The organism is Bacillus sp. JZ34, from assembly GCF_053903205.1.
The window spans coordinates 4,135,357-4,160,557 of sequence record NZ_CP096403.1 but is presented as its reverse complement, the minus strand read 5'-3'; the positions used below and the strand labels follow the sequence as shown (position 1 = coordinate 4,160,557).

Annotated in this window: 22 protein-coding genes and 6 pseudogenes; 13 read left to right on the top strand and 15 right to left on the bottom strand. The window is 41.3% G+C overall.

Features of this window, described 5'->3' with window-relative positions; genetic code table 11:
* Nucleotides 1-18: 18 nt before the first annotated feature.
* Together M1D90_RS21000 and M1D90_RS20995 are read left to right on the top strand one after the other, a co-directional pair.
* Entirely contained in the window at nucleotides 19-267 is a 249-nt protein-coding gene (locus M1D90_RS21000) for a sigma-G-dependent sporulation-specific acid-soluble spore protein CsgA (RefSeq protein WP_003178498.1), read from the top strand.
* A gap of 16 nt (nucleotides 268-283) precedes the next feature.
* Complete coding sequence (locus tag M1D90_RS20995; RefSeq protein ID WP_003178500.1) at nucleotides 284-475, top strand: YbxH family protein; 192 nt, start codon at nucleotides 284-286, stop codon at nucleotides 473-475.
* 119 nt (nucleotides 476-594) lie between these two features.
* Here M1D90_RS20995 and M1D90_RS20990 read toward each other — a convergent pair whose 3' ends face one another.
* The 8 genes and pseudogenes from M1D90_RS20990 to M1D90_RS20955 form a co-directional block, all read right to left on the bottom strand.
* Nucleotides 595-861, bottom strand: coding sequence for a hypothetical protein (locus M1D90_RS20990; RefSeq protein WP_020449946.1), 267 nt, complete (start codon nucleotides 859-861; stop codon nucleotides 595-597).
* Nucleotides 862-919: 58 nt separating this feature from the next.
* The gene (locus tag M1D90_RS20985; protein ID WP_271750703.1) at nucleotides 920-2,797 is read right to left on the bottom strand and encodes a thioredoxin domain-containing protein; all 1,878 of its coding nucleotides are present in this window, start codon (nucleotides 2,795-2,797) and stop codon (nucleotides 920-922) included.
* A gap of 38 nt (nucleotides 2,798-2,835) precedes the next feature.
* The gene (locus tag M1D90_RS20980; protein ID WP_017474056.1) at nucleotides 2,836-2,997 is read right to left on the bottom strand and encodes a DUF255 domain-containing protein; all 162 of its coding nucleotides are present in this window, start codon (nucleotides 2,995-2,997) and stop codon (nucleotides 2,836-2,838) included.
* A 99-nt stretch (nucleotides 2,998-3,096) separates the two neighbouring features.
* Nucleotides 3,097-4,893, bottom strand: coding sequence for a DUF2326 domain-containing protein (locus tag M1D90_RS20975; RefSeq protein WP_095292734.1), 1,797 nt, complete (start codon nucleotides 4,891-4,893; stop codon nucleotides 3,097-3,099).
* A complete protein-coding gene (locus tag M1D90_RS20970) occupies nucleotides 4,880-5,131 on the bottom strand; it encodes an ABC-three component system middle component 6 (RefSeq protein ID WP_095292737.1) in 252 nt (83 codons plus the stop codon). Before M1D90_RS20970 ends, M1D90_RS20975 begins: the two co-directional genes overlap by 14 nt.
* Nucleotides 5,115-5,705, bottom strand: coding sequence for an ABC-three component system protein (locus tag M1D90_RS20965; RefSeq protein WP_179289536.1), 591 nt, complete (start codon nucleotides 5,703-5,705; stop codon nucleotides 5,115-5,117). The genes M1D90_RS20970 and M1D90_RS20965 overlap by 17 nt, the downstream gene beginning before the upstream one ends.
* Before the next feature lie 410 nt (nucleotides 5,706-6,115).
* Nucleotides 6,116-6,283: pseudogene (locus tag M1D90_RS20960) on the bottom strand (DUF255 domain-containing protein); the annotation flags it as partial.
* Between the two features lie 37 nt (nucleotides 6,284-6,320).
* Nucleotides 6,321-6,550: pseudogene (locus M1D90_RS20955) on the bottom strand (hypothetical protein); the annotation flags it as partial.
* Between the two features lie 2 nt (nucleotides 6,551-6,552).
* Between M1D90_RS20955 and M1D90_RS20950 the strand changes: the two are divergent.
* The 7 genes and pseudogenes from M1D90_RS20950 to M1D90_RS20920 all read left to right on the top strand — a co-directional run.
* Nucleotides 6,553-6,768, top strand: a pseudogene (locus M1D90_RS20950) (ATP-binding protein); the annotation flags it as partial.
* Between the two features lie 1,066 nt (nucleotides 6,769-7,834).
* A pseudogene (locus M1D90_RS20945) lies at nucleotides 7,835-11,866 on the top strand (isopeptide-forming domain-containing fimbrial protein); the annotation flags it as partial.
* Between the two features lie 263 nt (nucleotides 11,867-12,129).
* Entirely contained in the window at nucleotides 12,130-12,690 is a 561-nt protein-coding gene (locus M1D90_RS20940; RefSeq protein WP_035337424.1) for a class D sortase, read from the top strand.
* Nucleotides 12,691-12,888: 198 nt separating this feature from the next.
* Complete coding sequence (locus tag M1D90_RS20935; protein ID WP_035337421.1) at nucleotides 12,889-13,134, top strand: hypothetical protein; 246 nt, start codon at nucleotides 12,889-12,891, stop codon at nucleotides 13,132-13,134.
* A 59-nt stretch (nucleotides 13,135-13,193) separates the two neighbouring features.
* Nucleotides 13,194-13,478, top strand: coding sequence for an AbrB/MazE/SpoVT family DNA-binding domain-containing protein (locus M1D90_RS20930; RefSeq protein ID WP_268342021.1), 285 nt, complete (start codon nucleotides 13,194-13,196; stop codon nucleotides 13,476-13,478).
* A 412-nt stretch (nucleotides 13,479-13,890) separates the two neighbouring features.
* Nucleotides 13,891-14,223 (top strand): annotated as a pseudogene (locus M1D90_RS20925) (O-methyltransferase); the annotation flags it as partial.
* A 926-nt stretch (nucleotides 14,224-15,149) separates the two neighbouring features.
* Nucleotides 15,150-15,596, top strand: a pseudogene (locus M1D90_RS20920) (MFS transporter); the annotation flags it as partial.
* Nucleotides 15,597-15,620: 24 nt separating this feature from the next.
* Here M1D90_RS20920 and M1D90_RS20915 read toward each other — a convergent pair.
* Nucleotides 15,621-16,394, bottom strand: a complete 774-nt coding sequence (locus tag M1D90_RS20915; protein WP_271750691.1) for a class I SAM-dependent methyltransferase — start codon at nucleotides 16,392-16,394, stop codon at nucleotides 15,621-15,623.
* Nucleotides 16,395-16,427: 33 nt separating this feature from the next.
* Nucleotides 16,428-17,867 (bottom strand): pyridoxal phosphate-dependent decarboxylase family protein, encoded by a 1,440-nt coding sequence (locus M1D90_RS20910; RefSeq protein WP_456283041.1) that lies wholly within the window; start codon nucleotides 17,865-17,867, stop codon nucleotides 16,428-16,430.
* 289 nt (nucleotides 17,868-18,156) lie between these two features.
* Here M1D90_RS20910 and M1D90_RS20905 point away from each other — a divergent pair, with 289 nt between their 5' ends.
* Nucleotides 18,157-18,774, top strand: coding sequence for a nitroreductase family protein (locus tag M1D90_RS20905; protein ID WP_456283040.1), 618 nt, complete (start codon nucleotides 18,157-18,159; stop codon nucleotides 18,772-18,774).
* A gap of 39 nt (nucleotides 18,775-18,813) precedes the next feature.
* On the opposite strand, the gene M1D90_RS20900 is transcribed toward M1D90_RS20905, so the two are convergent.
* The gene (locus M1D90_RS20900) at nucleotides 18,814-19,479 is read right to left on the bottom strand and encodes a GntR family transcriptional regulator (protein WP_039073258.1); all 666 of its coding nucleotides are present in this window, start codon (nucleotides 19,477-19,479) and stop codon (nucleotides 18,814-18,816) included.
* A 74-nt stretch (nucleotides 19,480-19,553) separates the two neighbouring features.
* Nucleotides 19,554-20,291: a sulfite exporter TauE/SafE family protein gene (locus M1D90_RS20895; RefSeq protein WP_035337405.1), complete on the bottom strand. Its 738-nt coding sequence runs from the start codon at nucleotides 20,289-20,291 to the stop codon at nucleotides 19,554-19,556.
* A 266-nt stretch (nucleotides 20,292-20,557) separates the two neighbouring features.
* Between M1D90_RS20895 and M1D90_RS20890 the strand changes: the two genes are divergently transcribed.
* A complete protein-coding gene (locus M1D90_RS20890) occupies nucleotides 20,558-21,430 on the top strand; it encodes an SDR family oxidoreductase (protein ID WP_456283039.1) in 873 nt (290 codons plus the stop codon).
* 54 nt (nucleotides 21,431-21,484) lie between these two features.
* Here the strand turns inward: M1D90_RS20890 and M1D90_RS20885 are convergent, their stop codons facing one another.
* Both M1D90_RS20885 and M1D90_RS20880 read right to left on the bottom strand, forming a co-directional pair.
* The gene (locus tag M1D90_RS20885) at nucleotides 21,485-21,832 is read right to left on the bottom strand and encodes a hypothetical protein (RefSeq protein ID WP_224146510.1); all 348 of its coding nucleotides are present in this window, start codon (nucleotides 21,830-21,832) and stop codon (nucleotides 21,485-21,487) included.
* Nucleotides 21,833-21,911: 79 nt separating this feature from the next.
* Nucleotides 21,912-22,418, bottom strand: a complete 507-nt coding sequence (locus M1D90_RS20880; RefSeq protein WP_224146509.1) for a DUF1648 domain-containing protein — start codon at nucleotides 22,416-22,418, stop codon at nucleotides 21,912-21,914.
* Nucleotides 22,419-22,658: 240 nt separating this feature from the next.
* Between M1D90_RS20880 and M1D90_RS20875 the strand changes: the two genes are divergently transcribed.
* Both M1D90_RS20875 and M1D90_RS20870 read left to right on the top strand, forming a co-directional pair.
* Nucleotides 22,659-24,293: a Na/Pi cotransporter family protein gene (locus tag M1D90_RS20875; RefSeq protein WP_023857728.1), complete on the top strand. Its 1,635-nt coding sequence runs from the start codon at nucleotides 22,659-22,661 to the stop codon at nucleotides 24,291-24,293.
* Between the two features lie 149 nt (nucleotides 24,294-24,442).
* Complete coding sequence (locus M1D90_RS20870; protein ID WP_020449960.1) at nucleotides 24,443-24,703, top strand: YiaA/YiaB family inner membrane protein; 261 nt, start codon at nucleotides 24,443-24,445, stop codon at nucleotides 24,701-24,703.
* A gap of 32 nt (nucleotides 24,704-24,735) precedes the next feature.
* On the opposite strand, the gene M1D90_RS20865 is transcribed toward M1D90_RS20870, so the two are convergent.
* Nucleotides 24,736-25,191, bottom strand: a complete 456-nt coding sequence (locus M1D90_RS20865; RefSeq protein ID WP_025810859.1) for a hypothetical protein — start codon at nucleotides 25,189-25,191, stop codon at nucleotides 24,736-24,738.
* Nucleotides 25,192-25,201: the final 10 nt, after the last annotated feature.

Sequence of the window (25,201 nt, the reverse complement as noted above, 5' to 3'; positions counted from 1 at the left end):
AAAAAAGGAGATTGAATCATGGACACAACATTGGGCTACCTCCGTGAGTCACTGTCGAATCACCTTGAACACGGCATAGGACAAAACATTTACAGAAAAATCGTTTCCGGGCGATATGCCAATGAGGAAGAGTTTGTCGAGCACTTGGAGGAGCGGGAAATGGAATTTCTGAATCAAGTGCTTGAACATGAGATGAAATATGCGCTGAATGAACAGGACCATAAACGAACAAGAGAATTAAACGAAGTGTATGAACTGTTGTTTTGAAAGGCGGGCATGAACAATGGGTGCAATAGAGCGGAACGGATACACGTTTGAACCGGAATACAGCGTGACCAGACAAAACGGCGCCATCCATGTATACCGGCGCGGCCGGTTTGTCGAGGAGATTCCCTTTGAGTTTCACGGAGAGTTTCCAGAACATGATTTAATTGAAGAGCTTGTCAATCATTATTGCTATGAAAATAAAATATAAGGTTTGAAGAGGCTGCCGACGGGCGGCTTTTATTTTTGGATTTTTTGATATCTATCATCCGCTTGCAGTTTTTACACGGCAGCAGAAAAGCTGCCATAAATATGACAGCTCATGCATCGCTATTTTTTCTTTTCATCGTAGTATTGAACAGGGTACATGGATCCTTCCGATACCATTTTGTTATCTTCGATATCATGCGGAGACGGATGGCCTGCTTTTTCAACCGGGAATGAATCTACGTTGTGTTTTTCCGAAAAGTAAGGGATCTTTTCTTTGACGCTTTGCAAGTACGATTTCAGTTTTTGTCTTCTTGTTTCGTCTTTGAGCATATATGCGGTGACTCCGGCGGCAACGGCGAGACCTGAGATCAGATTCTTTTGCTTCATGGTCATAACCCCTTTCTGATTAGGTGTTTGCAGATGTTATTCCCATGATGGCATCCGTTTAAACCAACTGATCGAGCGCTTCGTCTATATTCGTGGTCGGCTGTCTGCAGGCGAAGTTTTCACAAATATAGACAGTCGTTTTGTTATAGACTGCTTTGTATTCGGCCGCAAAGTCGGCAATCCCTTTGAAATCGTCAGGCGATTCTGCGGCGAGGACGGCGTAATTCGGCTGGAAAGCCTGCTGCAAAGTGCTTACGATCTTCTGTCTGTCCGGGTCATGGCGCTTTCCGAGCACAACGATTTCTTTTTGCGGCATGACATGGCTCAACAGGCCTTGGAGAAAGTTTGTATGGCCGCTCGGATAAGCGGAGACATCTCCATTGAATGCAGAAAACATTTTTGCCGCTTGATCATGGAGCGTTAAATCGCCGGTCAACCGACCAAGCCGGGACAGCTGCACGGCCAGGACGCCGTTTCCGGACGGGAGGGCGCCGTCGTATACTTCTTTATCCCGCACGATCAAAGCCTCGGCATCGTTTCCCGTAAAATAAAAACCCCCGTGCTCTTCATCCCAGAACAGCCCCGTCATGTCCTCTGCGAGCTTTTTGGCTTTTCGCAAATCGGTTAAATCAAGTGATGCTTCATACAATTCGATGTAGGCCCACAGCAGGAAGGCGTAGTCATCGATAAACCCTTTATGTTTCACCTCGCCGTCACGGTAGCGGACCATAACGCGTCCGTCTTGAATCAATTTATTCTCGATGAACGCGACTGCAGCTCGCGCCATCTCCAAGTATTCGGGCGCAGTGTAGACTTTCGCCGCTTTGGCAAGAGCCGCGATCATCAGAGCGTTCCAAGATGTCAGCACTTTGTCGTCGACATGGGGATACGTTCTTTCCTGCCGTTTTTCAAAAAGTTTTATTCTCGCTTCTTCAAGCTTGTTCTGAAGCTCTTCATCTGTCAGCGCGAATTCATCCTTGATGTTTTCCAGCCTGGTGTAGATCAAGTTTGGGATATTGTGTCCTTCAAAATTCCCTTCTTGCGTGATGTTGTAAACAGCGCAATACAATTCGCCTAGTTCATCCCCGAGCGTTTCGAGGACTTCGTCTTTTGACCACACATAATATTTGCCTTCCACGCCTTCCGTGTCGGCATCAAGCGCTGAATAAAAAGCGCCTCTGTCATCGGTCATTTCGCGGCGGACAAATGTGATGATCTGCTCGGAAATCTGTTTATACCGTTCGTTTTTCGTGATTTGATAGGCTTCAGTATATGCGATCAGCAATAAAGCATTATCGTAAAGCATTTTTTCAAAGTGGGGAACGAGCCATTCGTCGTCTGTCGAATAGCGGGCGAACCCGTAGCCGACATGATCGTAAATGCCGCCGTTCGCCATGCTGTCCAACGTTTTCGTCACACTGTACAGCGCGTTCTCCTCGCCGCTGTATTGATGATAGCGAAGCAGAAATGCCAGCATATGGGGGATCGGAAATTTCGGTGCGCTTCCGAAACCGCCGTACGCCGCATCGAAGCTGTTGATCAGCTGTTGATACGTCCGTCTCAACATGTCTTCGCCGAGCGAATCGCCGGCATCGCTTTTCGCTTTGATTCTCAGGTTGTTGGCGGCTTTTTCAGCAATATCCTCAACATGTTCCCGGTTGTTCGCAAAAGTATCGGAAAGCTGCTTCACCACCTCAACAAATCCCGGCCGGTTAAACCGGCTCGTCTTCGGAAAATATGTACCCGCATAAAACGGCTTCTGATCAGGCGTTAAAAACACATTCAACGGCCAGCCGCCCTGCCCCGTCATCATCTGGCAGATCGTCATATAAATTGAATCCACATCAGGCCGCTCCTCGCGGTCCACTTTAATAGAGACGAATTTTTCATTCAGGAGCTTCGCAACTTCTTCATCTTCGAAGCTTTCATGAGCCATGACATGGCACCAATGACATGTGCGTATAGCTACCCAGACTAGCTATACCCAATAGATACGAGTACAGGTTTGTTCTCGCGTTTCGCTTTTTCAAATGCTTCTTCTCCCCAAGGGAACCAATCCACAGGGTTGTGAGCATGTTGAAGTAAATATGGTGACTTCTCAGCGATTAATCTATTGGGTTTATTGTTAGTGGGCATGGGATCACCTTCTTTCGAATTTAAGTAATATATTCTTTAATATACCCTCTTTAAATTATAAAATTCTTTTTGCATTAGATAAAAAATGGATTTTCAAAATTAAAAACTCATTCCAAATAGTCTGCCTTCGTTATTTTCGCGGTCATCCAATGTAATTGTTATTTCATTATCATAAATTTTATATAGGGAATCATCTGAATTTCTGGGGATGTCATCTTCTAAGGCTGTAAAGATATATTGAATTCCATTATTGGAACATAATTCTCTTATTTTATTAATGTATTTTATTTTTTTTGTATTTGATAAGGACTCTAAGCTCCCGTCATGATAAGCAAATTGGTAAAATTTTTCGGTAGGGTAATTAATTAGAACAGCTAAATCAAAGCACACGCATAACATTTTTCTATATGAGTAACCATCGGATTTAGATGTTAATTCTGCTTCATCTATTCCTATTATTTTGGCCCTGAATTCAACGTTTTTAGAATCATTGATCTCATAAAAGAGTATTGCAGTTTCCCCTAGTATCTCTAAAACCAATTGGGAAAAATCTATCGCTATTTGCTTAAATAAATTATTGCCCTGATTTAAATGGTGTTCTATACGATCAATTATGTTTTGTAGTGTTGCTTCCTTAGCTTTAATAGCGTCATCCATTTCTTTTAAGAGATCGTAATTGTCCATTTTGCTTAATAGGTTACTAATCTCATTTTCGACTTCAACAAGCTCCATTTGGTACTTCTTGAATTTAGTGAAGGAATCTTTTTCTTTTAACAAAGAAAGAATTTCATTACGACGCTTATTTTCTTTCCGTAACTTATTATTTACATACTCCAAGTCCTTTTGTAAAATAGCTAAGTTTTCTTCTAAGAGTAGGTTTCTTTCTTCTGTAATATCATTATTAAACTTAACTAAATCACCATACTCTTTCTTTAATTCATTTGGGAAAAATATTTTTATTTCAGAGAACAGCGTTTGTAATTTACTTATATCAAAAGGAACACTGTTTCTTAAAGATTCTTGAGTTTTCTTTATCTCATATTTTAATTTATATTCTTTACTATTTAATTTAGAGATATTCGTTTCTATTTCTTCAATTAATTCTCTATTTAGTTCTCTTTCATTCATATAAAAATCAAAATCATCGATTTTCGTTAGAAGCTTCTCTTTTTTTGCTTCACTTATATCTAACAAAGATTTAATTTGGTTTAACTGATTAAGATTAATTTTAAGTTTTTGTTCCATATCATTAAATAATGTTAATTCATCTTTAATTTCTGATTCTTTCAAGTACTTTTCTTTAATTAACGCACCATTAAATCCGAGTAATTGAGCGATTGCTGGTTTCCATGAAGAATCGCTACCCCTAAACTTTGTTAGCTTAAAAACTTCATCATAATCATATTGTGTTCTTAAGAAATAGTTAATATATTGTCTGTAATCATAAGGAAGCAACTCGCTAAATCCCCAAAAACGATTTAATATTTCCTTGGGATTCTTGTTTACATCAGACGAAGTTAAGGGAAGGTCTTTATAGTCCCAAGCTAATTCCTCTCGAAAGTCTTGTTTGCCCTCGTTATGGAATTTCAAGGATATCTTAGTGTTGTTCTTCACACTTCTTTTTATTGTTATGTATTGTGAATTGTTTTTTTTAAGCTCCATAAAAAAAGTATAGTCACTGAACTTTTCGATGTTATCTTTTAAAAAGTTACCTGTTTTTAATCCTTTTAAAAACATAAAATCTATTAAATTTATAAGAGTACTCTTTCCTAAATTGTGTGAATCAGATTCAAGGTTTTGCTGATTTATTACTCTACCAAGTATTATATTTAACCCATCAGTAAAATCTAAATCATTAAATCTACTGTTATTTGAATATATCTTAGATATTTTCATTCTTTAGCAACTCCACATTATCAGAATGTTTATTGTATTTGATTGCATTAAAAGAATACAAAAAAGTAAGTGCCAAATTAAAAAGTTCCATAATGCCATCTTCATTAATTTCTTGACAAATAGCTTTATATAAATCATCATATGAGTAGAGATTTTTATTTTTTAATTTCTGTATAATAATGTGACTAATATTAAAAATTGAAAGTTTTAAATCCATATATTTATGAGGTTTGATCATGTTTATCACCTATGTCGCAATTATAATACATATAATGTAGAAAAACCCATATGAGTTCTTTGTTGAATGGAAGTTCATAATTAGACTTTTCAACTATATAGTTATATATCGCATCAAAGATCTTTTCGAAATACTCGAACTCTCTCCTATTGCATACGATTTTATTGTTTATTTCTGTTGTTGTACTAAGGTACATTTTTAAAAACTCTTCATTTCTTATGTCTTTGAGAAAAATGGAGATTTTTTCAAAGTGCATTAAGCTATTTTTCTTTATGTGTTCAAAATATTCATTTGAAAGTCTATTGATTTCGTTTTTTTTCTTAATTTTAGGTCGATAGAAATCTGTTGTATTTTCAATAACATTGTTGATATTGTCAGTTTCGTTAGAGAAACATTCTATAATTTCTTTTAGGTCTTGTTCATAGAACCTGATAGGATGAGGATTAAAATTATAGATATGAGTTGTTTCTTTTATATCCCTACCTGCAGATTTATTATTGTTTCCAGCTATTATTTGCAGTATTCTCTCAAACATTTTCCATATCATTCCCAGCTGTTTTGTTCCCTCTTCCAATAACTAGTTGTTTTCTGGCGTTATTTGAATTGATATTTAAATTTTTGGTTATCTTTATAACTTTCCCAGCAACAAAGATGCTTATTATGAAAGATAATATTGAACACACTCCTGAAATAAAGTTAAATGTTTGCATATAAGCTAAATGTCCCCCTTCGAAAAGTTGTTGTGGTACTAATTATACCCTATTATAGCACTTTTTGGTGAAAAAACATCTGTTCAACCCCAAAATATCAAATATTTAAAAGGTTCAACATCAAAAATCAAGGGTTTTCAGTAAACTTTGGGAACGATCTAAAGTTATTGTTATTTCTTTCAATTCCTTCATGTATATTAACTATGCCCGATCACATGTAGATTTATGTTTATGATTAAGATAAGATTTCTATCTTAGTTTCTTATTGGCATCAATGACAAGTCGAATAACCGATGCTGACAAGTACCGGCTTGTTTTCGCGTTTCGCTTTTTCGAAGGCTTCTTCGCCCCAGGGGTACCAGTCAACGGGGTTGTGGGCGTGTTGGAGTAAGTATGGTGACTTCTCAGCGATTAATCTATTGGGTTTACTTTTGTTTGGCATGGGATCACCTTCTTCCTATAATTAGTTTATATTTAACTTAACACATTTTTTCAAAAATAATCCCTGTTTCTTTATACAGCTGACTGTTCTTTAAAATTATACGTATTATCCCCGAAGCATTTAAAACACCTAATATAACTAACAAAGACCAATAACTTGAAATACCTTTATCTGTGTTCCATCAGCAAATGAAATAATCATCGTTACACCGGGAACAAGGTTGAAAAATAAAGATGTTTTACTTGCCCTAATCTCCTTAATCCCCTGGAAAAGTTTCAGACAAAGTTGATCAATTCCCTGTTAACAATATAAACAAATTGTTTGAACGGTTTTTCATGGGAGATAAGGCCAGAACAGATAATCAAGGAACCGGACTTGGGCTTGCTATCTCAAAAAGAATTGTTGAACTTGATCAAGGTCATATCCATGCGGAGTATAAAGAAGGCTGGATAAGCTTTATTGTTGAACATCCAATCCGGATGTAATGGCTTATGGGATTAAAAGTTCCCTAGGCATTGTGAAAGGTGTTTTTTCATTCTCATAGCTTATGAGGGGTTTGTTTTGATTTCTATTGTATCCCCATTAAAATTTGAGCCAATTTAAAGCAGAAGCAAAGTGAAGTTACCGAACGACTTTGCAGCTTTGTTGATTTTGCCATAGAGATACTAGTCGAATAGCCGATGCTGACGAGCATCGGCTTTTTTTCGCGATTAGACGTTTTGGAAGCACAACAGCACTTCCCCGCATCTTTGATTGTAAAAATAACCGCAAAATACTCAAAACCTTTTCATGGCCCCCCTTTTCATTCCCTCCTTGGACATGATTATGCACAGTTTTCAAAAAAAATTTAAAAAACGACCCTTATCATTTTTTCATAAAACGAACCAAATATTTTCATAAAAAGACAAATGATGAACCGGAAAATTGGAAATTTACAAACCCGATTATTAGCAAATATCTTTGATGAGATGTAAAGCATCTGAATTGCGAACCCGACTTGAAGAATGAAAAAAAGCTAAGAAGAGGCAAAGATAGGATTGGTAAAAAAACTATATATTGGATGCTCCTTGGCTTTGATTCGGTTTGCGAAATTTGAGTGTATCGTCACATTCAGTGTTTTCATTCTTCTTGGTACTATTGGTTTACAGAGAAGGAAGATTTTTAATTGGGAACGAGTATCGCGGAGGAAAGATACAGCTCTTTGTCAGCTCAAATGTTCATGCCTCGGATTAGTCATAAGATTTAGCTCGGATTCAAGACTCTCAAAATAATATAGTTTCATAAACTGTCATAAAAATGATCTTAAATCATCTTGATAATTTCCATTTATTAATAATATACAGATAAAAAATATACAAATTTGTCGATTATTTGAATTTAAATATCAATATTTTGTTATATTGTGAAATATAAAACTATTTTGGTAAGTTTTTATTGAAAGGAGGGTCATATTGAGAACATATTTGAAAATATTAGGTTGAAATATGATATTTCAGCAACCGTTACAGCAAATATTGTCTGTGAAAAAATGACTATTGGAGTGAGGAATTGATGCAAAAGAATTTTCTGCCTAAATCTTACAAACTGAAGCTCAGAAAATGTCTAATGTTTTTTGCAATCTTGCTATTAATCGCAAGCAATCTGTCGGCTGCTGTTTTGCCTAATCAGGTGCATGCGGAGGAAAGTACGGAAGCAACCCAAGCGGCAGAAAATCCTTGCCCAGCTCCGGTAGCGCTGATTAACGGCAGCTTTGAGCAAGGTGCTGCCAGAGGAACTGCATATAATAATTCAGGTTATTTTTTTTACGAATCTGAAGTTCCAGGCTGGAAGACAACTGACGAAGCCGTTGGTTATAAAGTGATTGAAATATGGAATTACGCAGAGAATCTCCCTTCAACGGTGAAAAATTGGCCTGCACCTCCTGATGGAAACCGGTGGGCTGAATTGAACGCTTTTGAAAACGGCATGCTGTATCAAGATGTGAAGACAACGCCTGGTCAAACCATCTACTGGCGCTTGTCCCATATGGGAAGGCAAGGCGTTGACACCATGCAGGTTCGCATTGGGGCAGCGACTAATAACCCGTACGATACCGTGGTCCAAAAACAACTGTCTGATGGGAGAGCAGCATGGGGGACTCATACTGGCTCTTATACCGTTCCAGCTGGACAGACGACAACACGATTCGGCTTTGAGGCAGTGAGTTCCGCCGGCGGAAGCTTAGGAGCCGGGAACTTTTTGGATGATATCTTCTTGGGCACAGAACCGTGTGTAACTGCCAATAAAACGGTTTCTCCGCAGGGAGAGGTGCACGCCGGCGATGAGCTGACGTACTCGGTTCAAGTCAAAAACGAAGGCGGAGACATCGCTGCAAATGCAAACTTCACCGATCTTATCCCGGAGGGAACGGAATATGTCCCTGGATCGTTAAAATTGATCAAAGGTTCGACGACAAAAAATCTAACTGATGCATCAGACAGTGACGAAGGCCATTTTGACGGCAGCAAGGTAAACGTCAAGCTAGGTAATTTGCTAAATACGACCGACTTGCCTAATGGAGTCACTGTTCAATTTAAAGTGAAAACGCTAACGGACTACGACGTTACAAAAGTCAATAACAAGGCGCAAATTAACTACGACAATTTATTAACGAAAAAAGATGAACAAACGGAATCAAATGAAGTAACGACGCCGATCATCTTTAATGAACCCAAGCTTGAATCAAAGAAAACCTCATCCATACAACAAAAAGGGGACGGCAACACAGATGCCGACCATCCGGAAGTGGGAGATACGCTTCTGTACACGATTCAGACCCGAAATACCTCTGAAGACAGTATTGTAAAAAATCTCACCATTTCAGACGCGATTCCGGAAGGTTTGGAATATGTCCCGGATACTTTAAAAGTGGACGGTAAAGCGGTAAGCGATGCCCAAGACGGTGATCAAGGCCATTACGCCGAAGGCAAAGCGACAGGCCAGTTTGGCAATGTAACGGACACCGAATGGCACACCGTGACATTCCAGGCGAAGGTAAAGTCCGGCCAATCCGGTAAGGATATTGTCAACACGGCAAACGTAAACGGAGACAATATCAATGATCCGGATAAGCCGAACAACGAAGTGAAAGTGTATCCGCGTAATCCGGAGCTCGAATCGAAGAAAACCGCGTCCATTCAGGAAAAAGCTGAAGGAAATACAGACGCAGATCATCCTGAAGTCGGGGACACGCTTCTGTATACGATTCAGACCCGAAATATTTCTGAAGACAGTCTCATAAAAAATCTTACGATCTCAGACGCGATTCCGGAAGGACTTGAATATGTTCCGGGGACATTGAAAGTGGACGGTAAAGCGGTAACTGACGCACAGGGCGATGATCAGGGCGATTATACAGATGGCACAGTAAACGGCCAATTCGGCGATATCACCGATATGGAATGGCATCATGTGACATTTGAAGTGAAGGTGCAGCCTGGCCAAGCAGGGAAAGATATTGTCAACACGGCAACCGCCGGCGGCGATAATGTTGACAAGCCTAATAAGCCGAATCATGAAGTGAAAGTCTATCCGCGTGATCCAGTTTTAGAATCTGAGAAAACGGCAAAGAACCTCGATTCGGACAAGGATATATTTGAAGTGGGCGACACGGTCGTCTACACGATTAAGACACGCAATAAGATAACTGAAAGTACGATAGAAAATCTCGTCATTTCCGACGAACTTCCAGCCGGCCTGACATATGTCGAAGGCAGCATAAAAGCGAGCAACGGCGGCGAAGCGACATTTGAAGACGGCAAGATCACAGCAAACTTCGGCAATGTCACCGACACGGAGTGGCGAACTGTGACGTTCCAGGCGAAAATCGAGTCCGGCTATATTGGTAAAACGATTAAAAACGTGGCAACCGTTGACGGCGGAAACATCGATGATCCTGACAAGCCGGGAACAGACATCAAAGTTGATCCGAAAAAGCCAAAGCTTGACTCAAAGAAAACGGCTAGCCTTCAAGAAAAAGCTGAAGGGAACACCGATGCGGATCACCCTGAAGTCGGGGACACGCTTCTTTACACGATCCAGACCCAAAACAAGGTTGAAGACAGCCTTGTCAAAAACCTCACCATTTCCGACGCCATTCCGGAAGGCCTTGAATATGTTCCAGGTACATTGAAAGTGGACGGCACTGCGGTGACAGACGCTCAAGACGATGATCAAGGGCATTATGGAGACGGAAAAGTTTCAGGGGAATTTGGCGATGTCACGGACACGAAGTTGCATACCGTAACATTTGAAGTGAAAGTTAGGTCCGGCCAAGCGGGCAAAGACATTGTCAATACAGCGACGATCAGCGGCGGCAATGTTGACAAACCTGACAAGCCGAGCCATGAAGTGAAAGTATATCCGCGTGATCCAGTTTTAAAATCTGAGAAAACAGCGAAAAACCTGGATTCAAATAAAGACAAGTATGAAGCGGTCGACACGGTTGTCTACACAATTAAAACCCGCAATACGGTAACAGAGAGCCTGGTAGAAAACTTGACGATTTCGGACGAACTCCCAGCCGGCCTGACATATGTCGAAGGCAGCATAAAAGCGAGCAACGGCGGCGAAGCGAAAATTGAAAATGGAAAGATCACGGCGAATTTCGGTGACGTCACCGACACAGAGTGGCGAACTGTGACGTTCCAAGCGAAAATCGAGTCCGGCTATATAGGCAAAACGATTAAAAACGTGGCAACCGTTGACGGCGGAAACATCGATGATCCTGACAAGCCGGGAACAGACATCAAAGTTGATCCGAAAAAGCCAAAGCTTGACTCAAAGAAAACGGCTAGCCTTCAAGAAAAAGCTGAAGGGAACACCGATGCGGATCACCCTGAAGTCGGGGACACGCTTCTTTACACGATCCAGACCCAAAACAAGGTTGAAGACAGCCTTGTCAAAAACCTCACCATTTCCGACGCCATTCCGGAAGGCCTTGAATATGTTCCAGGTACATTGAAAGTGGACGGCACTGCGGTGACAGACGCTCAAGACGATGATCAAGGGCATTATGGAGACGGAAAAGTTTCAGGGGAATTTGGCGATGTCACGGACACGAAGTTGCATACCGTAACATTTGAAGTGAAAGTTAGGTCCGGCCAAGCGGGCAAAGACATTGTCAATACAGCGACGATCAGCGGCGGCAATGTTGACAAACCTGACAAGCCGAGCCATGAAGTGAAAGTGTATCCGCGTGATCCAATTTTAGAATCTGAGAAAACAGCGAAAAACCTAGATTCTGATAAGGAAAAGTATGAAGCGGGCGACACGGTGGTCTACACGATTAAAACCCGCAATACGGTAACAGACAGCAAAGTTGAAAACCTGGTCATCTCAGACAAGCTTCCAGCCGGCCTGTCATATGTAAAAGGCAGCCTAAAAGTGAGCCATGGTGGTAAAGGTACATTTACAGACGGCAAGGTTACAGCGAACTTTGGAGATGTAAGCGATACGGAATGGAGAACGGTGACATTCCAAGCGAAAATCGAGTCCGGCTATGCGGGCAAAACGATTAAAAACGTTGCATCTGTAGACGGGGGAAATATCGATACACCGGATAAACCGGGAACAGACATTACGGTTGAACCGAAGGATCCCGAGCCTAATAACCAAGGAGAGCCTGAAAAACCAGAAAAGCCAAGTCCATCTGAACCGAAAGATAAAGCTAAGAAGACAGGCGGAGTACATGAGCTTCCGGATACTGCTACAAATACATTTAATCTGATTCTTTGCGGCTTAGGGTTGCTGTTGGTTGGATCGGCCATTTGGTACTTGAGAAGAAAGAGAAGTGTCTAATCTCTGTCGTGAAAAAGAATCTTCCTATCCTCATCATTGCAGCCGGACTCGTCCTTATTGGCTATGGTGTCTGGAAGGTGATGGATACCAGCAAAAAGACGGAACAAACATTAGAAGCAGCTAAACTCGCAATCGAGCATCCTCAAAAAGCAGATCGAGACCGGTTCAAACCCAAGTTCGGCGAAGCAGCCGGTATTCTGGAGATTCCAAAAATCCACGCAGAGCTTCCGATTGTGGAGGGAACGGATGCGGATGATTTGGAAAAAGGAGTCGGGCACTATAAAGGCAGCTACTATCCAAATGATAATGGACAAATTGTTTTGTCGGGCCATCGGGATACAGTCTTTCGGCGAACGGGTGAACTAAAAAGAGGGGATCAATTGAAGATTTTGCTGCCTTATGGAAGCTTTTCATATGAAATTGAAAAGACAAAAATCGTTGATAAAAATGATACATCCATTATTACGCTGCAGCATGACAAAGAGGAGCTCATTCTTACGACTTGCTATCCCTTTACGTATATCGGCAATGCCCCGAAACGGTACATCATTTATGGAAAAAGAGTTTGATCATAAGTCGCAGGAATCCCTGCGACTTATTTAAATCGAAAAATTCGATTTACATACCGTTCTTTCGATGAGGTTTTTGATGGGTTACAGCGAAACATGTACAACCTGTTGGCTGTAGATGAAGAATTATGATTTGATGTAGTTATGCTCGTTTTCGCTGCTCGTATTAATCAGCCTTTCAGGTTAGAGGTGAAAGATATGGAACAATTAAAAAGCAGAATAAAAAAAGCAATGATAAAGAAAGGCCTTATAAAACCCTGCACAAATTGCAATCATGATGAAGCGATCATAATAGACCCATATGTAAGGCTGGATCTGCAAGATTATTCTTCTGTTTTGAATGTTAGGCCTGAAGCGATTCCTTCCGTCGCTGTCGTATGTGCCGGCTGCGGAAAAATTGATTTATATGCAGCTAAGGTGTTAATGCCTTCGGAATTTATCTGAAAAATCATTCTGCCTGAGTTTTATACAGGAAAATTCAAAAAAGATAGGGAGGATGTTTTTTGGAAAAAGCAGCATTTATTAGGAAAATGGATGACCTGGGGAGAATTGTCTTACCTAAAAGGATAAGAAAAGTATTGAAAATAAACGAACAAGATTCAATAGAGATATTTGTTGAAGATGAAAAAGTCATATTGCGCAAATATTTAGAAGGCAAAGCGTGTTTTGTTACCGGCACGGTGTCGGATAATAATAAAATTTTATCAGGCGGGATTGTGTTAAGCCCTGAAGGAGCGAGAATTCTACTGCAAGATCTATTGTCTCTCCGATTACAAAAAGAAATCTAAAGTAACCCAATATCAAGCTTGCAAATCAATGGCGGAAAAGGCGGTTCGGGAAATGTCAGATTATCCGTTAAAGCATGACCATGTAGGGAGTGTTGTTTGCAAACTGGAAAAATAAGAATTGGGAAATCCCTGCTGCTGATAAAACAATAAAGCATTTTTTAGTTGAAAAAAGAGCAATATAAAGAAAATAGAAGAACGCCCCCTTTTGTTACTAGGGGGCAATTTTTTTCAGGGATAGAATGAGTCTTCAAGCCTTGAATAATTTCTCCATTGAAAAACAGTGATTCATTGTCAAGTCGTATAGCCAATTAATACTGCTTGGACTGTTTTTGAAGAAGATTCATAAACTAATTGTAGGGTGTCTTAATGACTCTAAATACAATAGCAAGAATTAAAATACCAATTATCCCTATTCGGCAGCCAGGTATCGGATATGATAGACCGGCTATGGAAAGTCTTGAAACATTAGCCGACAATCAAAAGCGATTCAATTTTTTCCTTTATCAATGCAGACAAAGGAAATTATGAACATTACTTGGCGTATTGCATCAAATTGACGGTGCCGGGTGCTTTAATTGTTGCCGATTGCGCACTTACAGGGGGAAGTGTAGCAGACGATTATGCTGCACCGAAGCGTCATACAGAATCCATGAAGAAATTCGATCAAGCGGTCGCCGCCCATCCTCAATTAGAATCCCTGTTGATGCCGATCGGCGATGGGATGACCGTTTCAAGAGTGAAAAAAGAATATTGCTGTAATCTTGTTAAAGAGCAAATAACGGTGCTAAAACTGTATTTTAAAGGAAGACCAAACTACAATCATATAGGAGGGGGCTTCCATTGGTAGGACGTATAGGAAATGCACAAAGCACAATCTTGTTTTTTCACTTCGCTTCTTCTCTTAAAGTGTACCGCCACAAGATTGTGGGTGTGTTAAGTATATCTTCGATAGGGCGGCTGTTGTCGCTGTATTATTATTTTTGATCTAGGATTGAAAGGTAAGTTATGTTAAAATAGGAAATACAGGTTTGCAATTTCCTATTATTTTAATTGCAACCGCTATTTATATTATGAAATTACTTTTAAAACAAAATAATAAAGCATATTGCAGCAGTCGCTTCGAGAATCATCGTTTTGCACTTCAAAGTTTGAAAAATATTTATTCGATTAAGAAATTAATAAATACCATATGGGCTCCAATTTTAATACAGTAGCTAGTATAGGAATAAAAATAACGTTAAATTTGTTTTCTGGAATTACTTAGAATAAATGAACAGGATAGAGGTTTTTAATATGACGGCTTCTTTTAAAGGTTTTTTTAAGGACGTAAAACTAAAATGTTCTCGATGTGGAAAAGAAATAAACGAAAATGATGAGATGACTGTAGCTATTAGAATGCCGAATAAAAGGCGGATGCCTGTCGGTCCTTTAGATAGAGTGTTATCTAAATTTGCTCACGAAATTTTATGTAACAAGTGTAAATAGGAAGATTTAATAGTTGTCGCAAGTCAGAATTAACAGAACATCATCTGGCTAGTTACTGATTCGGTGGCTAGTTTTTTTAATACCTGAAACCGAAATACCACCACAATCTAAAATCGGAATATGGATAGATTCAGGTTCGTAAAATGTTGAAGGGGACATGCTCTTAACAACTTTACAAAAGGTGCAAAAATTGTGATGGTTGCGATTATGATCATGACTCCCGTTCATATGCAGTGCCACGGACACAGCTTAGGAGATGTCGGGATCGTGATAGGTTTTCATATCGGTTCAATGTATCTTCCATCACTTGTCACAGGGGTTCTTGTTGACAAAATTGGCCGGACAGCCATGAGCATCGCCTCAGAAGTAACCTTACTGCTCGCTGGTGCAGTGGTGGCGCTGGATCCCAGTGATTCGCTCGTTTTATTGATCGTTGCCTTCTACACGTGCGAAAGGGCAAGGAACGCTTGATGTTTTGATCGCATTGGCGGGAGCTTCCGGCGGGACTCTTTCAGGAATGGTTGTCGCTCATTCAAGCTATGCTGCATTATCTTTGGCGGGAGGGCTGTTATCTTGGCTCTGATTCCATCCGTCATTTGGTCGCGAAGAAAAACAGACATTCAAAAAGGGTAGGAAAAGGTTCCATCGATATGAGGCCTATCGGACATCGCCGCAGGGCTTTCTTAATTTAAAAACGATAAAATCAGGACATCTGAAATCTTCTGCAAATGACGGATATTTTTTCAGTATTTCTTCTGATGGCTTTGGTTCTACTATGCTTTCGAGCATGAAGCCCGTTTTCATCAAAATGTTAATATAGCTCGTCAAGGTTCTATGGAAAAACAGCATATTCTCCCGATCGCCAAGCTTTTGTTCGTATGTACCTTCATAAAAATACCGGTCTACATTCCAATGCAGTTTTTTTCCGTCTTTTGTTTTTTCCCAGCCGCTTTCCGGCGTAATGAAGCAGGGATGCAAAATTGAAAAAATAAAAAATCCGCGGTCTGTCAGCAGCCGATGCATTTCCTGAAACGCTTTTTCATAATCCGCAAGGTCTTGCATGACCATATTCGATATAATTAAATCAAAGCTTTTGTCTTCCAACATATTCAGGTCTTCACAGTTCCCGTGCTGATACTCAATCGGCAAATCATCCGGCGTCCTTTTCTTGGCAATGTCGATCATTCTCGGCGAGTAATCGACAGCCGTTACATTGGCTCCGGCCTTGGCCAGCAGCCTGCTGAAATACCCTTCACCGCACCCGGCATCGAGCACACGTTGATTCTTTACCGTTTCAATGAGAGAAAAAATAGCAGGATTTAAAAACACTTCTTTGTGGATGTCTCCAAGTTCGGTATGATTGGCAGCATAAGCATCGGCAAATCGATTCCATCTTTGAATGGCTTCTTCTGTGCCAATTTTCTTTGTCATATTTCTCCTCCTTTTCAAAGTCTGTTTATTCATTTAACACGATATCCCCTGATCATAAAACTGATCAATTTTTTCAAAGACCCTTTGAATAAGGGTATTAGAGATAAAAGGATTTAACAAAACGGCACGGAGCCAGCGGTTTCCCCTATATGCAGGCAATGAAAAGAAGACGTTTTCTTCATTCAACAAAAACTGCTGCAATTCGAGATTCCAGTTATCCCATTGAGCTTCATCAAGGTTATGCGGGATGCCTCTAAAGCAGACAACGTTTGTATCCGGCTCGCTGGACAGTTCGAGATAATGGCGCTGTTTCACCTGCTTGGTAAACTCGTCTTTTAATGCGAGGCTTTCATGCAACAGCTCCCTGTAGCCTTTTAATCCAATGTGCTGAAGCGATAAATATAACTTTAGGATATCCGCATGCCGCGTGCCCTGAACACTGATTTCGCCCAAGTTAGCAAAGGCTGTTTCATTCATATAAGGGGCGGAAATGCGAAAACCGGTTTCCAAAACGCCGTGATTTTTGAATAAAACCATTGCACAAGTCTTCGCAATGTACATCCATTTTTGCGGATTGAATGTGATGGAATCTGCCATTTCGATTCCGTTCAGCTTATCGCGGTAAGCTTCTGAAAAAATGAGTGCTCCTCCGTATGCCGCGTCGACATGCAGCCATAATCCGTTTTCCTTTGCGATGTCAGCGATCGATCGAATGGGGTCGATGCTTCCTGTGACTGTCGTTCCGGCCGTGGCTGCAATTGCAAAAGGAATCTTGCCTTCATTTTTTGCCTGCTCGATTTTCTTTCTTAAATCGTCAAGATCCATTTTCGAATCGCTGCTGTTTTTCACCGGGATTACGCTGGAGGTACCCAGTCCCAACAGCATCGCTGCTTTATGTAAGGAAGTATGGCTGACGTCTGAAGCAAAGATGACCGGCTGTCCGGAAAGACCGAATAACCCCGATTCCTTTACCTTCAATTGATTGTTTCGCGCTGCTGCGAGCGCTTGAAGATTCGCGAGGCTTCCGCCGCTTGTCATCACACCCCCTGAGTTGTCGTCATATCCAAACATACGGGCAATGGTGCCCAAAAGCTGTACTTCCATCTTCGAAAAGACAGGCGACATTTCAAGGCTCAGCATATTGTTATTGATTGAAGTGCTGACGAATTCGCCCAGACAAGACATTAGAGTCGGTATGGAATCCATATGCCCCATATAATTCGGGCCTAGAGGATTCATGGAGTTTTTTACAATCGCCTGCAACTTTTTTAAGAGCTCTTCTAATTCGATTCCGGTCTCGGGTATATCGCCGTAATGTGATGATTCCGGAGAAGGCAAAGTGCGGTGATTCCCAGCGTTGCTTGCATGCTCAATGACAAATTTGACGATTTGATCAACAAGAATCGATATTTCCTTAATATTCTCACCGTTCGGATCGATAAAAGTGTTACTGGGCAAAAAGGATAGTTTCATAGTTCACACGCTGCTTTCTTTCACATTTTTTCTCAATTATAGCATTTTGATTTTGGCGTAGCATGGTTGATTGCTGAGTATAGAAGGTTCGAAGGAAAAATTAATGTGGTGACAGAAGCTGCTATGACGCCGGTCACAAGACATTTGAGCATGTCTATCGACAGAAGCCCGACACCACGCCGCGTTCTCTTTGGTTCATGTGAGCATCGCTAAACAATAGGTAGCTTATCGTCGATCATAAAAGTAAGGATATTGATGCAAAAGGATAGATGAATGGAGTTTTTTGAAAATGGAATTTAACGAGCTTATCGAAACGCGTCACTCTGCAAATAATTTTCTGGAAGATGTTCAAATTACGGTGAAAGATTTGGAGCCTATCTTTGAGGATATCAAGCTAGCGCCTTCAGCGTTCAATTTGCAGCACGCAGAGTATAAAGTGGTATTGGAGAAGGATTTAAAAGAAAAAATCAGGGAAGCTGCGAGCGGCCAATATAAAGTGCATTCAGCCTCTGCCGTGATTTTAGTGACGGGAGACCGCTACGCCTACCGGCAAACGGAAAAAATCAACGAAGGCATGAGGGATTTAGGAATTATTAAGGACTTTGAGCTGCAGGAAATGGTTGAAAACAATACCCAATTTTACGAGACGCGCGGGGAGCCATTCATGAAGGAAGAAGCGATTCGCAATGCTTCTCTTTCTGCGATGATGTTTATGCTTGCCGCCAAAAACCGGGGGTGGGACACATGCCCAATGATCGGATTTGACAGCGATCAGGTCCGCGAGTTGCTAGAGATCCCGGATACACATGAAATCGTCCTCATGATTACGATCGGCAAAGAAAAAGAAAGCAGCCGACGCTTGAGAGGATATCGCGAGCCGGTTAATGAATTTGTTTCTTTCTATTAAAAAAAGGAGAGGGCGCCTTAAGACAGGCAGTCCTCTTTATCATTTTTCCCCGCGGTGAGACAGTACTTCGACTAAGTGGTCAAGATCAAGCTTAAGGTGGCGAATCATAGCTTTTGATGCCTGCTCGTCGTCTCTTTGTTTCATATGGCGGAAAATTTCCCGATGCTGCTCCAAAATGGCTTCAGCCCGTTTTTCTCCTTCAAAATTCAAAATGCGGAAATAATAAATTAATCCTTCCAAATCGTTGAGCTGCTTCCGCAATAGACTGTTTCGTGTATATTGGATAATTAAGTCGTGAAATGTATCATTTAATTGGATAATTGTGTTTTGATCCTTGGATTGAAGGATGGCTTCCTCCGTTTTTTGCAAAACGTCTTCAATCGTTTTCAGTTCCTCTGCCGTTGCAATTCTTGCCGTCAATCCCGCAGCGAATGATTCAAGCGCCGTTCTGCAAAAATAGATTTCTTCAACGTCCTTGATTGTCGGCTGATAGACCTTCACTCTTGAGTCGATGACGATGAGCCCCTCTTTTTCCAGAACTCTGATCGCTTCTCTCAAAGGGCTTTTGCTGACGCCGAGCTCCTTAGCTAACTTCGCTTCGGCGATTCGTTCACCGGGCTTTAATTTCCCTTCAAATATCATTCGCTTAATCGCATGGTAGGATTGTTCATAAAACGGTTTTGGTTTTTCAATCACGCTTCTCATCCTCGTATTCGTTTTCATTTCGTATTTTACCACAGGTTCCTTCGTGATCTCCCGCTATAGCCATTCCAAGTTAATTAAAATAAGAGAATGAACCCTGAAACGGCGGGAGTTAAAAATAAACCCGATTTCAAGACGACTTTCGGCAGGACATTGGTGAATTTAGCTCCGACATAAGCGCCGCACATCGTACCGATCAAGATTTTGACCAACAGAACATAATCGACGAAGCCTTCTGAAATATAGCCCGCCCCACCGCCTAACGAGAGCGGAATAATGACGAGCATCGTCGTTCCTACGGAATGGCGAATAGACAGATTCAGCATCATCATCAACCCGATTTGAATAAAAGGCGCCGAGCCGATTCCGAACGTTCCGGACAGGATGCCGGCTACGATTCCCAATAAACTGGCCTTGATCCAAAAGGCAAGGTTCGTTCCCTGGTCAGCTTCTTTTTCTTGCAAAAAGAATAATCTGATTAAAATCAGAATGGCCGATAAGAATAACATTCCTGCGGTCATATAGTGCAATGAACTTGAAGGTATCAGAGAAGTCAGCTTAGCTCCTGCAAAGGATCCTATTGCAGCAAAACAGCCGACGGTTAAGCCGATTTTCAGCTTGATATTTCCTTCGCGAAAGTGGCTGTACGTTCCTGATAAGCTCGTAAAAGCCATACCGGCCAGAGATGTTCCCAATGCTGTATGAATCGGAATGTGAAACATCATCGTTAACAGTGCGATGACGAATCCGGCTCCGCCGGCCCCGACAAAGCCAAGCACAAGACCTAATAAAAACATAACCAACACAATCAACATGTTGCTTCTTCCCCTTTATGAATAACTGATTTCGCATCATCTGAGGGTCGACGGTATCTGGTCGACCAAAATCAATGATAACATCTTACTCTATTATTTCCATATTGACAAGAGAGCCAGGAGGGCGTATGTCGTCTACTTTTATTTTTTTAGCCAAGTGAAAGACATTCCTGTTGACAATCAGTCTATTTGTAATTATGATAGTTACATCAAGTGTAACGTTTTTTGTTACAGTTCGACATTAAAACATTAGGAGGAATTTGATTATGAAAATGTTAGTAACAGGAGCAACTGGAAAATTAGGATCGAAAGTTGTGAAAAAACTGCTGGAAACTGTACCGGCGGATCAGTTGGCGGTCAGCGTGCGCAATCCGGAAAAAGCGGAAGCGCTGCAGGCGCGAGGAGTCGATGTGCGTCAAGGGGATTTTGACCGCCCGGAAACATTGGCATCCGCATTTCAAGGCGTTGACCGTCTGCTGATCATCTCTGCCGATGGAGACAATGAGACGAGAATCCGTCAGCACGGCAACGCGGTAGCCGCCGCAGAACGCGCGGGAGTTCGGTTTATCGCTTATACGAGTATTGCGAATGCCCGCGAAAGCAAAAACTTCCTTGCGCCGACTCACAAAGCAACTGAAGAAGCGATTTTGAAAACGGGGATTCCATACTCCTTCTTGCGCAATAACTGGTACTTGGAAAATGAAATGTCGAGTATTCAAGGTGTTTTGGCGGGAGCCCCTTGGGTGACGTCAGCAGAGAACGGCAAGGTGGGCTGGGCGCTGCAGCAGGATTACGCGGATGCAGCGGCGGCGGTTCTGTCCGGCGAAGGCCACGAAAACACCGTCTACGAACTTTCAGGCAAACTATTAACTCAGGAAGAAATCGCTTCTGTCCTTGCAGAAGTATTGGGCAAAGAAGTATCCGTTCAGCATGTTGACGATGCTGCCTATCGCGATATCATGAAAAATGCGGGTGTACCGGATTTTCTGATTCCGATGGTTGTCGAAATCCAAAAAGGCATTCGTGAAGGCACACTTGAAGTCGAAAGCGATGATTTTGAAAAAGTGCTCGGCCGTCCGCTCACTCCAATTAAAGAAGGATTGGCTCAAATTGTTGCAAAAATCTCAGAAGCGAAATAATTAACGGCATTCGAAAGAGTGATGAACAAGATTCCAGTGTTCATCACTCTTTTTTTAAAGATAGATAACTAAAAAACTCACCACAATCACCGCGCATACCTTATAGCCCAAATTCCTTTTTTTAAATAAGTAAAAAATCGACTGGATTCCAGAGCTAATGATGAAGGCGTAAAAAAAGTGTTCAAATGTAAAGTGAAATCCGCGAAATATAAATTGCATGAAAAGGGCGATACCGGTCAGGTAAAACCAGCCGTGATCATCTAACATTTTTTTGAATTCGGATTTAGCTTCATCAGTGGAAGATATAGAAACAGATTCAGTTGACAGCTCTCTTTTTAAAGATAAAAAGCCGGCTGCGAGAACCGAGACCCCTAAAATAAATAGAATAATTGCTTCGAACATTGAATACCTCCGTTTCGACTAACAATAAAAATCCGTCGGGGACGACCATTTTGAATCTTTACAAATATGCACCTGACCGTTATTTGATCTTTTGTTGCTGTATTAAACTTACGGCCACAAGCATGGCGGTGCCGAGTAAGGCAACCGGAAGAAACCATCCGCCAAATCCGCTTCCCAAGTCTAAAGCGATTGACACAGATTCCATTAATATGAGAGAAAAAATGATGAGGCATGCATTTTTTAAGCGGTTGATCAACTTTCGGCTGAGCAGGTAGAACTGTTCAGCGTTTGTTTCATTCAGACGCTTTGGATGATTATGAATCTCAGGGTGCTTTTCTAAGAATTGCATGAACAGAAGGATAAGTAATCCGATCCCCGGCAATATCAAAAGCTCCCATTTTGATCCCCAGCGATCGACTTCACCGAGTGCGTTGTAATGTGCAGGCACTTTTTCGGGGAGTGCTCCCCAGACAGCGGCCAAAAAGATAATTGATCCCAGGTAAAAGAAATAGCCAAATACGTTCCAAACCCGTTCCCCTTTTGTCTTTTTAATTTTAATGTGAGTACCGTTAGCTCTGTTTGGCATATGTGATCTCTCCTTTAGTTTTAAATACGGTTTAACCCATGAAAAAGTTCGGGATTTTTGCCTGTTGGAATAGGGTATATTTGCGATCAGTCCAGGCAATGTTAAGGGAATGTAAATCATCAGCCGGCAATGTTAAGTTATTGTAAATTTTCGATTTGAATCGTTTACATAGGCTTTAATCTCCATCATAATCATAGTGTTTGGTTTGTAGATTTATGTCGAATTAGGGGGGCAACGACTTTGGAAATAGATGTGCAGAAATTGCTTTTTGAATTCATTGGAGGTCTCGGGATTTTTCTTCTTGGTATTAAGTTTATGGGAGAAGGACTCCAAAAATCAGCCGGAGATAAGCTGAGAGACATTTTAGATCGTTTTACAAGCAACCCTCTGATGGGTGTTTTGGCAGGTATGATTGTCACGGTTTTAATTCAAAGCAGTTCCGGCACCACCGTTATTACTGTCGGTCTTGTCAGCGCCGGCTTTATGACCCTCCGCCAGGCGATCGGCGTCATTATGGGTGCGAACATCGGAACGACGGCCACAGCCTTTATTATCGGCTTTGACGTTGGGGCATATGCGCTTCCGATCATCGCCATTGGTTCATTTTTGCTGTTTTTCTTTAAAAACAAAAAGCTCCAGAACATCGGACAAATTCTGTTTGGATTTGGTGCACTTTTCTATGGCTTGGAGTTAATGAGCAGCGGGATGAAGCCGCTTCGGACGGTTGAAGCTTTTCATGATTTAACAGTCAGCATGAGTGCGAATCCAGTTCTCGGTGTGATTGTCGGCACCCTTTTCACCGTTCTCGTCCAAAGCTCAAGTGCAACGATCGGGATCCTGCAAGGGCTGTTTGCCGATTCATTAATAGATCTCAACGGCGCTCTGCCTGTATTATTTGGAGACAATATCGGTACGACGATTACCGCCGTACTGGCATCTCTTGGCGCCTCCGTTGCAGCCAAACGGGCCGCGGCCGTTCACGTATTATTCAACCTGATTGGGACAGTTATCTTCCTGATCTTGCTGAAGCCGTTCACAGCTTTGATTTTAACGCTTCAATCCTCTTTAGGGCTGGACCCTAAGATGGTGATTGCGTTTGCCCACGGGATCTTTAATACGTCGAATACGCTGATTCAGCTTCCGTTTGTCGGCATATTGGCTTTGATCGTTACGAAGCTGATTCCGGGCAAAGATTCGGTTGTGGACTATAAAGCAACACATCTGGATCCGCTGTTCATTCAGCAGTCTCCTTCAATTGCGCTGGGTCAGGTAAAAGAAGAAGTATTGCGCATGGGTGAATTTGCGGTAAAGGGACTTGAGGAAACAAAAGAGTTTTTTAATACAAAACAGGCAAAACATGCGCAAAGCGCTTTTCAAATAGAAGATGCGATCAACAATTTGGACAGAAAGATTACTGATTATTTGATCGAACTGTCAGCGACCACTCTTTCTGAACAAGAATCTGAAGAACATCATATGTTAATGGACACAGTCAGAGACATTGAAAGAATCGGCGATCACTTTGAAAACTTGGTTGAGCTTGGCGAGTACCAGCAATCCAACAGGGTGAAAATTTCCGAAGCGGCAATGGCGGACTTAACAGAAATGCTTGATCTGACTATTTCCACTGTTAAGGAGTCCATCACAGCTCTTGGAGAAAATAACGAAGATGCCGCAAGACGTGTAGTCGAAAAAGAAAATCAAATCGATAAAATGGAACGCAAGCTTCGCAAAAAGCACATTCTTCGCTTAAACGACGGATTATGCAGCGGACAAGCAGGCGTGATCTTCGTCGATATCACCAGCAATCTGGAAAGGATCGGCGACCATGCCGTCAATATTGCAGAAGCTGTTTTAGGCGAAGAAAAGCATTAAAAACCGGGAGACATTCTCGGTTTTTTATTTTGTAGGCCTTTTTTATCACTGTGTGACATATTTACTAAATTATGTGTGGGGAGGAAGAACATTCTTCTTCTGTTGACCTAAATAAAGTATAATAGTTTTATTCTTTAGGAGGTATTAAGATGCAGAAACACAGAAGAAGAAACACAACGGCCTTTACGGTTATGTCATATTTCACATTTTTTGCGGGGGTCTTTTTGTTCGGTATCGGCCTTTACAATGCGGACAACCTGCAGCTCAATGAAAAAGGCTATTACATAGCTGTGATGATTTTAGTGGCGGTCGGCGCGATTTTGACGCAGAAAGTGACGAGAGACAACGCTGAGGACAATGAAATCATCGCGGAGCAGGAGAGAAGACAGAATTTGTCTAGTGGTGAGTAAGCATAAAAAAAGCATCTTTAGGGATGCTTTTTTCAATTTAAAATATTTTTATATTTGTTTTCCAAAACGAAGTCAATCATTCCAATAATTTTTGTATGGTTCGATTTTTTTCTAAAGTGTAAGAAGTTTTGGTCTTTGTTTCTCTGTGATTTAGTGATCGTGCCGAACACCCAGATCGAGCTGGCTAAAAGTAATATTGTTAATATCAAAGGAAAAGAATTATGCTCGATGTCATATGAAATGGAAACGACTTGACCAGAAAATATAGCAGTTATAATGCTGGCAGTGAAGGAGCTGTAAAGCGAAGCTTTGATCACGTGGCTAATTTTTAGCGTAGGACCCGAAAAATAAACTTTCAGCCGGTTTAGCGTGGATAAATCTTGTTTTTCGAGGTATGCCATCAGCTCTTCATCGTTTTCAGTTTTCGATAATAATATAGCTTCTGCTATTTGTTTTGTTTTTTCGAATAATTGTTTGTCTGTTTGCATGTCATTTGTC

Bases quoted from the DNA above. Each gene is read 5' to 3' on its own strand.
- M1D90_RS21000 (WP_003178498.1), top strand. From the start codon at position 19: ATGGACACAACATTGGGCTACCTCCGTGAGTCACTGTCGAATCACCTT.
- M1D90_RS20995 (WP_003178500.1), top strand. From the start codon at position 284: ATGGGTGCAATAGAGCGGAACGGATACACGTTTGAACCGGAATACAGC.
- M1D90_RS20990 (WP_020449946.1), bottom strand. From the start codon at position 861: ATGAAGCAAAAGAATCTGATCTCAGGTCTCGCCGTTGCCGCCGGAGTC.
- M1D90_RS20985 (WP_271750703.1), bottom strand. From the start codon at position 2,797: ATGGCTCATGAAAGCTTCGAAGATGAAGAAGTTGCGAAGCTCCTGAAT.
- M1D90_RS20980 (WP_017474056.1), bottom strand. From the start codon at position 2,997: ATGCCCACTAACAATAAACCCAATAGATTAATCGCTGAGAAGTCACCA.
- M1D90_RS20975 (WP_095292734.1), bottom strand. From the start codon at position 4,893: ATGAAAATATCTAAGATATATTCAAATAACAGTAGATTTAATGATTTA.
- M1D90_RS20970 (WP_095292737.1), bottom strand. From the start codon at position 5,131: ATGATCAAACCTCATAAATATATGGATTTAAAACTTTCAATTTTTAAT.
- M1D90_RS20935 (WP_035337421.1), top strand. From the start codon at position 12,889: ATGGAACAATTAAAAAGCAGAATAAAAAAAGCAATGATAAAGAAAGGC.
- M1D90_RS20915 (WP_271750691.1), bottom strand. From the start codon at position 16,394: ATGACAAAGAAAATTGGCACAGAAGAAGCCATTCAAAGATGGAATCGA.
- M1D90_RS20910 (WP_456283041.1), bottom strand. From the start codon at position 17,867: ATGAAACTATCCTTTTTGCCCAGTAACACTTTTATCGATCCGAACGGT.
- M1D90_RS20905 (WP_456283040.1), top strand. From the start codon at position 18,157: ATGGAATTTAACGAGCTTATCGAAACGCGTCACTCTGCAAATAATTTT.
- M1D90_RS20900 (WP_039073258.1), bottom strand. From the start codon at position 19,479: ATGAGAAGCGTGATTGAAAAACCAAAACCGTTTTATGAACAATCCTAC.
- M1D90_RS20895 (WP_035337405.1), bottom strand. From the start codon at position 20,291: ATGTTGATTGTGTTGGTTATGTTTTTATTAGGTCTTGTGCTTGGCTTT.
- M1D90_RS20890 (WP_456283039.1), top strand. From the start codon at position 20,558: ATGAAAATGTTAGTAACAGGAGCAACTGGAAAATTAGGATCGAAAGTT.
- M1D90_RS20885 (WP_224146510.1), bottom strand. From the start codon at position 21,832: ATGTTCGAAGCAATTATTCTATTTATTTTAGGGGTCTCGGTTCTCGCA.
- M1D90_RS20880 (WP_224146509.1), bottom strand. From the start codon at position 22,418: ATGCCAAACAGAGCTAACGGTACTCACATTAAAATTAAAAAGACAAAA.
- M1D90_RS20870 (WP_020449960.1), top strand. From the start codon at position 24,443: ATGCAGAAACACAGAAGAAGAAACACAACGGCCTTTACGGTTATGTCA.
- M1D90_RS20865 (WP_025810859.1), bottom strand. From the start codon at position 25,191: ATGCAAACAGACAAACAATTATTCGAAAAAACAAAACAAATAGCAGAA.